We start from the raw sequence: 309 nt of genomic DNA, 5'->3' as shown, positions 1-309 counted from the left end.
GAAAATTTCAAACAAGGATTTTTCTACTTTAAGATATAGAAATAACATTGTTAACTTCACAGAAAACTCAGGAAATGGGATTAAAAGAACGTACTATCCTATATGGGGTGGACATTTAGATAACCAAATAGATAGTAACTCATGGAATTATCGTGGGGAAGATGCACATTGGTTAATCTTTGAATCTAAAGGTAGTGGTGATGTATTAGCTATTCCAGTTCCGTAATATTATAGGAGTGTGATAAAATGACATATTCGATAGATAAGAAATACAGAGTGATCTCTGTATTTCTTATTTTTTTAACTCTT

General features: G+C 30.7%; 1 protein-coding gene. It reads left to right on the top strand.

What is annotated here, in order from left to right:
- Window positions 1-226 (top strand): hypothetical protein (locus RCF13_RS19165; RefSeq protein ID WP_308141453.1); only part of this gene is annotated, 226 nt, incomplete at its 5' end.
- Between the last annotated feature and the right edge of the window lie 83 nt (window positions 227-309).

Source organism: Stenotrophomonas maltophilia group sp. RNC7, assembly GCF_030910085.1.
GTDB classification, from domain to species: domain Bacteria; phylum Pseudomonadota; class Gammaproteobacteria; order Xanthomonadales; family Xanthomonadaceae; genus Stenotrophomonas; species Stenotrophomonas sepilia.
The sequence above is the reverse complement of the archived record's forward strand: the minus strand, read 5'-3'. Positions and strand labels throughout refer to the sequence as shown.